Genomic DNA, 7,885 nt, shown 5'->3' with positions numbered 1-7,885 from the left:
GCTCATCAATTTTCTGACTTAAATTTCGCTCAAATAAACTTCGAGTAATTTAAACCAATCAATCAATGAAATATATTCGATCAATCAATCAGTAAAAATCCACACAAGTTGTTCTTCATAATCTCTTAATGATCTTCTCGATGCTTCGTCAGCATCAAGCTAGGTCGGCTATATTACGCTTTATTTCTAAAGTGTCAACTGGTAATTTAAATTATTTTAAACCTCCTTTCTAAAACCCAACTCAATCACTCTTAACCAAGTTATTGTTTTACCAGAAGTTTTAATCTTCATCACCGCCGATGGATGTGCATTATAGGTGAAATATTTTGCCTTGCAAGACTTTTTGCAAAAGAAATATACTGGGTGTTTATTTTATAAACCCAAAAATACATAAACCATTGTTTTATATTGTAAATTTATTTTAAGAAAAATCTTCTTAATTCTTTAAAACCCAGCCATGAAACGTAACTCAATGTTTTATATGTAATTATTTTTATGCAAAAGCAAAAAGCAGAGCCGAAGCCCTGCTTTTGGTTTAAATAAAGTTCAAATTAGAACTTCATACTAATACGCGCCCAATAGTTACGACCAATATTGTTAAATTGCTCATTTGCAGCAAAACCCAAACCTGCATTACCCATTTTGTTTAAATGCTCGGTATAAGTTTTATCTAGTACGTTATCAACACCTACAGACACATCAACACCTTTACTTAGGTTATAGCTGCCGTTTAAAGACAGTACGCCAAAACCACTACTCTCTTTCACATCATAGCCCACGATATTACCTTCACGTTCACTGATACGACTTTGACCATCCACCATACGTAATAATGCGCCTAACGTATATTTATCCTGAACATAGCGCAGGTTTAAACGCCCTTCCAAAGGTGAAATTTGTGGTAACGGTGTATTGTTTGTGGTGTTTTCACCCCACGCATACATGGCGCTCACATCTGCCTGCAAAGCATCGGTAAATTGATAACCTATACCAACTTCTGCACCTGCAATCGTTGCATCCACATTTCGGGTTTCAGCTTTATTGTTTGCATTGTACTTGGTCAAGATAAAATCTTGAACCAAACCTGCATAAGCCGATGCCCAAGAACTGAATGTGCCATGTTCATGTTGATAACCCAAATCAAGCTGAAGTGTTTTTTCAGTATCAATGCTCTTAAAGGTATTGTCACTACCATTACCTTTAACAGGGCTAAACAATTCCCAATAATCCGGCATACGCTCTACATAGCCCAAACCGACATAAGTTTTAGCATCATGGTGTGGATGTTTATTTTCCAAACGAATAAAACCACTTGGCAAGGTTTCTTTACGTTGTTGAGCCGTTTGTACTGCGTCTACTTCGATCTGATCAACACGTATACCTGTAACCAACTTATTATGATCATTCAGTTGATAACTCAGTTCACCAAAACCACCATAAGACTGAAACTCCATATCGGTTAAAACAGGCTTAGTCAGATAAGAACCTTGTTTATCTGTTTTGCGAATACCATGTTCATTATTTTGGGTATCGATACCTGTAATAAACTGTAATTTATCCCACTCATGCGTCACAGCCATACGTGCATTTAATGTTTTACGCGTCACATTGGTTGCCATTTCCATCATAGGTTTGGCGCGTAAACTATAGTTATCCATCACGTGATCATTAAAACTATAGTTCACCTGTGCTTCAATTTTCTTAATCACATCGGTGATATTTTTCTTTTCTACACGTAAACCCAAACTTTCGCGGTCAAATTCAGAACCATCCATCATGCGGCCTGCATAAACCACTTCGGCATCACCACGACCACCTGTCAGCTCAAGCCAAGTATTTTCATCGGGTGTCCAACCTAAAGCAACATCGGCATTCCAACGCTCCCAATCCGAAGGAACAGTTGTACCATTGCCATCTTTATAGCTGTCAGCCACAGAACGGTTAGCATTTAAACGAATATATTTCTGCGCATCGCCCGCTGCTGCTTCAATATTATGATCCAAACGGCCAAATGAACCCATCAAAACACTGGCTTGTCCACGATAGTTTTGACCTTTACCAAATTGTTCAGGCTTACGCTCAAACAATACCGTTGCTGCCGAACCCGTGTTGGCATATTGCACAGTTTGCGGGCCTTTAATCACGGTAATTTCATCAAAACTTTCTGGTGAAATATAAGAGGTTGGCGAGTCCATACGACTCGGACATGCGCCCAAGTTTTCAGAACCATCGGTTAAAATTTTAATACGTGAACCAAACATGCCACGGAAGGTCACATCACCATTGGTACCAGCGCCACTATTCACTGCACTAAAACCGACAATACTTTGTAAATAATCTGCACCATCTGTGGCTGGAATAGGCTGAATAGGTTGTTTTGGATTGGCACGTACCACCAGACCGTTGGCATCATTACCCTGCTGTGCAGTCGCAACAATTGGGGCAAGACTGTGTGCATTGGCAGTCAAAACGGTTTGATCGGCAAAAGCACTTGCAGAATAGCAGACAACACAAACTGCAGCCGCAACAGGCTGTAATAAAAATTTAGGCTGAGCCATTTTATTTCTCACTTAAAACATAAATACAGTTAGGGTCAAAATAGACCCGAAAAAATCTTGAATTTATGCAAAGTGAGGCGGGGCACGTCCTTGGGGAAGTAAAAAAAGTTGCTGAAGTGCAAACCAAACGTGTTGAAAACGTTTTTGGAATGCCAAAAGACGGACTTGAATACGATCAAGCACTTCTTTTAGTTCTAATTCAGGTGGCAGGACTAAATTGCCATATACCGTACAGTACTGGCATTGATGTGAAGCATCGTGATGATGATGTTCATTTTGTGTCGTAACTTGTTGTTGATCTGCATGTAGATGTGAGCTGTGCACATCATGATCCACAGCAGCCATTGTTTTGTGTGGCAATAAAAGTGCACGCGTGATGGTTTCACAGACTGGCGCAATCTGGTATTGCTCAGGCAGCAAAGGCTGTAAAAATACAGCAATCTGTAAAAATACTGCGATAAATGAAAGCAGTAAACCACTACGCAACAATGAATACATCTATCCTGAATTTGTATGGCACAAGTATAACAAAGCCCAATCGAAATTGGGCCGATTTTGGGCTTAAGTCTAAACTTGTGCCTCAAGCCTTCTTGATTGGTCTACGTTTTAACGCTTAACCACGACTTTTTCTTTCTGGCGCTGACGCACTATTTTTTCGACTTTTTCACGAGCGCGCTGACGTTTGAGCGGAGATAAATAATCGACAAATAACTTGCCATTTAAGTGATCCATTTCATGTTGAATACAAACAGCGAGAAGTTCATCCGCTTCTAGCGTAAAGGATTGACCCTCAAGGTTAATCGCTTCAATTTTTACGCGTGACGGACGCTCAACTTTGTCGTATATTTGAGGCACTGACAAACACCCTTCTTCATACGGTTGGGTCTCTTCAGTCAATGGGGTAACTTTGGGGTTAATGAAGACCATGGGTTGATCTTTATTTTCAGATAAATCCATGACAATCAGCTGAATATGATGATCGACCTGCGTTGCAGCCAGACCAATTCCGGGTGCCGCATACATCGTTTCAAACATATCTGCAGCAAGCTGACGAATCTCGTCGGTGACTTCTTCGACTGGTTTTGCAATGGTACGCAGACGGGGATCCGGGAAACTTAAAATAGGTAATAAGGCCATGGGACATCCTCACTTATGCCATTGATCAAAAAACCGAATGAAGGAATGCTTCATCAAAAAAATGTGTGTAAGATCGTTATTATAACGCAACTACATACATAATTTTAGGAATTATGATAATGAAAAAGGTTTTGACAGACACATCCTCTTTTCGTGTCTTGGGGTTTAAAAAGCAAGTTTTAGCACTCGCGGTATGTCTCATAGTGGGACTTGGTGCGATCAGTGTGGCTGAAGCAGCACCTGCACGAAACATCAATCCGCCTGCCTTAAAAGCCAGCGCACCGAATGTGTATGTGGTAAAAAAAGGCGATACCTTATGGGATATTTCCAAAAAATTCCTGAACAACCCATTACGCTGGCCTGAAATTTGGGCAAGTAACCGTCACGTAAAAAATCCGCATTGGATTTTCCCGGGTGACCGTTTGTTGATGTGTACCTATGAAGGCCGCCCAATTATTGGTAAAGATGAAGGCGATGGCTGTGAAGGTATTATCCGTCGTTATGCAGGCAAGAGCACCAATTTACAGCCACAAATTCGCGTGGAATCTTTAAATAATACCATTCCTGTAATTCCGCTTGACTATATCAAACACTGGTTAGAGCGCAGCAGCATTATTGCCGCAGATGCGTTACAGGGTACACCGTATATTTTGGGTACTTCTGATCAACGTGTTTTAGCCGCTAAAGGTCAAAGTGTGTATGCGCGTGGTGCAGGTCTGGAAGTAGGTCAACGCTACGGTGTATATCGTGAAGGCGAACCGTACATGCTGACCGATGCCAATGGTCAAAAATTCAATGCAGGGATTGAACTCACTCAAGTTGCTGCAGGTATTGCAGTACGTGGTGAAAATGACATCACCACACTTGAATTGACCGATACCTACAATGCCGAAGTGCGTCGTGGTGATCGCGTCTTACCAATTTATGACCCAATGCTGCCAACCTTGTTCTACCCAACGCATGCTGAAAATGTCAGCACAGGTGGTCAGGTGCTACGTGTGATGGGCTCGATTGGTACCGCAGCAAAACACAGTGTTGTGGCGATTGATCGCGGGACATTACATGGCGTGCAATCTGGTCATGTGTTTAGCGTAGCGCAAAAAGGCGAAGTGGTCACCGACCCGAAAACCAAAGAACGTGTTCAGCTTCCAGGCGAACGTATTGGCAATATCATGGTCTTCAAGAGCTTTGACCACATTAGCTATGCCTATGTTTTAGACAGTGAATTACCAATTAAAGTCGGTGCGAGCTTACAAGCACCACGAATGGACGACTAAAACGGTTTAAGATGGTGATGTTGAATTCATTCAGCCCACAGCAAATCAACTACATTTTGTTGTGGTATTTGGTTCAACATTCACTGTCTAGTTTTTCCAAACTCGTACAACATTATGGTTCCGTGGCTGCCGCAGTGCAGCCCGAACACCTCCTCACATGGTCAGATGTGCGCATTCATGCCAACCATCTACAACGCGCCAAAGAATATCTCAGCCCAACAGGGCAACTCGCCTTTGAACAATGTCTGAATCAACTGCAACAGCAGTGCGATTTTATTCTAACTTTGGACGATGCGGACTATCCCAATCAGTTACGACCCTATTCCAACAAGCCACCCATTTTATTTGGGCAAGGCAATGCACAGGCTTTGTTGCAAGCGCAAATTGCGATTGTCGGCAGTCGCAAAGCCAGCCCGCATGGTCGGCAAGTAGCTTATGATTTTGCTTATTATTTAAGTGAACAAGGGTTCTTTATCAATAGTGGTTTGGCACAAGGTATTGATGAAGCCGCACATCAAGGTGCTTTGCAACATCAACGTACCATTGCAGTCATGGGCACAGGTTTGGACAGCACTTATCCAAGTGCACATCACAGCCTGCGCCAAAAAATTGTAGAATCTGGTGGTGCCGTGATTACGGAGTTTTTACCACAGACTAAGCCCTTACAGCAACATTTTCCACGACGTAACCGTATTGTCAGTGGACTAAGTTTAGGCGTGATTGTTGCTGAAGCCAGTTTAAATAGTGGCTCGCTGATTACCGCGAAACTGGCAGCAGAGCAAGGCAAATTAATTTTTGCCATTCCAGGACATATTTACAGTGAATTTCATCAAGGTTGCCACCAATTGATTCGTGAAGGTGCAATTTTAGTGGATCATCCTGAACAAGTGATTGAAGATTTAGCCCTACCCACCCAATGGCAATATCAACAAAACCAAATAGCATCAAGCCAAAATCAGACTACAGCAGCTTCAACAAAAGCAAAATTATCTACACCACCGACTGAAGCAATACTTCAAACCACCACAACAAAAACAGCAGATACAAGTACACCGCATATTCCCGAGCATTTATTGGCACTGTATCAACAACTGGATTGGGTCGGACAAAGCATCGATCACTTGGCACAGCAACTGAATTTAGATATTGCCACACTCACCAGCGCATTAATGGAACTGGAACTCATGGGCTTCTGTTTACAACAATCAGGTTTATATCTGCGTTGTCGTCCACTCAAATAAGGTTCACAATAAGCGCCTATTTCACGTTTCTGTTTAGGTAAAACTCCCATGATTACAACTTCTGTCACCGAAGCCGCTGCATGTCTACAACAAGGACAGGTACTGGCCTATCCTACAGAGGCGGTTTGGGGATTGGGATGTGATCCATATAATCAACAGGCATTTTTGGAAATTTTGCGTCTGAAACAGCGTCCGATTGAAAAAGGTGTGATTTTACTGGCAGGACATCTGTCACAAGTAGAGCATTTGCTGCAGGATTTAAACCCCGAAATGCGAGATCGCGTAATTGCGTCATGGACGAATACTTACCCCACAGATCGAGCAACCACCTGGCTATTACCCAGCACAGCCGCAATTCCAGAGTGGATTACAGGTCAACACCCCAAAGTAGCGGTGCGCGTAACCAATCATCCTTTATGTATGGCGTTATGCCATGCCTTTGATGGCTTTATTGTATCGACCAGTGCTAATCCTGCGGGACTTGCCCCTGCACGCTCTTTGCAAGAGACAACGCAATATTTCCATCAACAATTGCACTACTTAAATGGTGATTTGGGTTTAAGCCAGCAACCTAGCCGTATTTTAGATGCAGAGAGTGGGGCAGTGATTCGCGCCTAGCTTTAGACAAATTTTAGTTGACATCCTCCCCGACCTAAAGGACGGAGATTCCTACTGCTAGACGCTCATGTCCGAGCGCAAGAATATTCAGTGCGGAATTTACATCCCGATCATGGAGCGTACCGCACTCCACACACTGCCACTCTCTTATTCCAAGTCCTGCTCTACCTTTCGGACTACTATAGCGTGAGCCACAGCACGAACAAGTTTGGGTGGTATAGGCTTCATTGACTTCTTCATAACATACCCCTGCGTTCTCGCATTTATACTTGAGCATGGTTCTTAGTGTTGTCCAACTGGCATCTAGCACTGATTTAGCCAATCTGGTTTGTGTTAATGCTTTGGCATTCACATTGCCAACGAAGATGGCTGCATGTTCATTCACCAATTTTCGGCTGAATTGATGCAGCATGTTTTATCTTACATTTTTAATCTTGGCATGGATGGCTTTGACACGTTTCTTATTTTTTGCACGTTGAGCAATACCAAGTTTTTGTTCATATTGCCGATAGATTTGAGGTGCTTTAAGTTTTACGCCATCTGAACAAGTCGCTAAATCTTTTAAACCTAAATCTATGCCAATTGAGGTTTTAGCGTTGTTTTTTTCTATTTTGACTGCATCAACTACAAGACAAACATACCAACGTCCACGACTATCTTCTACGAATGTGCCTGTTTTGATATTGTATTGACTTAATCCGTAACTATCCCATAGTTTAAATTGATGCTTGCCATATTGAACATAGCCATCAGCATATTTGATTGCAACCTTTTTAAACGGTATCCAACCCAGTGAACGTCTAGCTGATTTTTTATTACTGACACGCCATTTTAGTTTTGCTTTTTTGAACTGCTTGCGTCTTGTGACCAATTCTTCTGTCACTGCCTGAATAGTTTGACTGTGCAAGTTGCATTCTTTCGATGTGCCTTTCGTGTATTTTGCAATGTCGTATGCTGAAAAGAATTGTTGTTTACGTTGCAGATGCTTAAAACACAAATCATTGACATAATTCCAGACAAAATTTACTTCGGATGCTAACTGATTTAGCACCTT

General features: G+C 42.1%; 6 protein-coding genes and 1 pseudogene. 3 read left to right on the top strand and 4 right to left on the bottom strand.

The window, feature by feature from the left end; translation table 11 throughout:
• Positions 1-551: 551 nt before the first annotated feature.
• The 3 genes from CF596_RS13965 to def form a co-directional block, all read right to left on the bottom strand.
• Entirely contained in the window at positions 552-2,558 is a 2,007-nt protein-coding gene (locus CF596_RS13965; protein WP_096902822.1) for a TonB-dependent copper receptor, read from the bottom strand.
• A gap of 63 nt (positions 2,559-2,621) precedes the next feature.
• Complete coding sequence (locus CF596_RS13960; protein ID WP_096902821.1) at positions 2,622-3,056, bottom strand: DUF2946 family protein; 435 nt, start codon at positions 3,054-3,056, stop codon at positions 2,622-2,624.
• A gap of 108 nt (positions 3,057-3,164) precedes the next feature.
• The gene (def, locus tag CF596_RS13955; protein WP_096902820.1) at positions 3,165-3,695 is read right to left on the bottom strand and encodes a peptide deformylase; all 531 of its coding nucleotides are present in this window, start codon (positions 3,693-3,695) and stop codon (positions 3,165-3,167) included.
• A gap of 119 nt (positions 3,696-3,814) precedes the next feature.
• Between def and CF596_RS13950 the strand changes: the two genes are divergently transcribed.
• The 3 genes from CF596_RS13950 to CF596_RS13940 are packed head-to-tail and all read left to right on the top strand — an operon-like array spanning position 3,815 to position 6,831.
• On the top strand, positions 3,815-4,972 hold the full coding sequence (locus tag CF596_RS13950) for a LysM peptidoglycan-binding domain-containing protein (protein ID WP_004970116.1): 1,158 nt from the start codon (positions 3,815-3,817) through the stop codon (positions 4,970-4,972).
• 17 nt (positions 4,973-4,989) lie between these two features.
• Positions 4,990-6,213: a DNA-processing protein DprA gene (gene dprA / locus CF596_RS13945; protein WP_004970117.1), complete on the top strand. Its 1,224-nt coding sequence runs from the start codon at positions 4,990-4,992 to the stop codon at positions 6,211-6,213.
• A gap of 48 nt (positions 6,214-6,261) precedes the next feature.
• On the top strand, positions 6,262-6,831 hold the full coding sequence (locus tag CF596_RS13940) for a Sua5/YciO/YrdC/YwlC family protein (RefSeq protein ID WP_004970120.1): 570 nt from the start codon (positions 6,262-6,264) through the stop codon (positions 6,829-6,831).
• Positions 6,832-6,865: 34 nt separating this feature from the next.
• On the opposite strand, the pseudogene CF596_RS14965 reads toward CF596_RS13940, so the two are convergent.
• Positions 6,866-7,885 (bottom strand): annotated as a pseudogene (locus tag CF596_RS14965) (transposase); the annotation flags it as partial.

Source organism: Acinetobacter sp. YT-02 (assembly GCF_002412355.1).
Classification (GTDB): Bacteria; Pseudomonadota; Gammaproteobacteria; order Pseudomonadales; family Moraxellaceae; genus Acinetobacter; species Acinetobacter towneri.
Note: the sequence above shows the minus strand (reverse complement) of the source record. Positions and strands in the feature narration are given on the sequence as shown.

Bases quoted from the DNA above. Each gene is read 5' to 3' on its own strand.
- CF596_RS13965 (WP_096902822.1), bottom strand. From the start codon at position 2,558: ATGGCTCAGCCTAAATTTTTATTACAGCCTGTTGCGGCTGCAGTTTGT.
- CF596_RS13940 (WP_004970120.1), top strand. From the start codon at position 6,262: ATGATTACAACTTCTGTCACCGAAGCCGCTGCATGTCTACAACAAGGA.
- CF596_RS13960 (WP_096902821.1), bottom strand. From the start codon at position 3,056: ATGTATTCATTGTTGCGTAGTGGTTTACTGCTTTCATTTATCGCAGTA.
- dprA (WP_004970117.1), top strand. From the start codon at position 4,990: ATGTTGAATTCATTCAGCCCACAGCAAATCAACTACATTTTGTTGTGG.
- CF596_RS13950 (WP_004970116.1), top strand. From the start codon at position 3,815: ATGAAAAAGGTTTTGACAGACACATCCTCTTTTCGTGTCTTGGGGTTT.
- def (WP_096902820.1), bottom strand. From the start codon at position 3,695: ATGGCCTTATTACCTATTTTAAGTTTCCCGGATCCCCGTCTGCGTACC.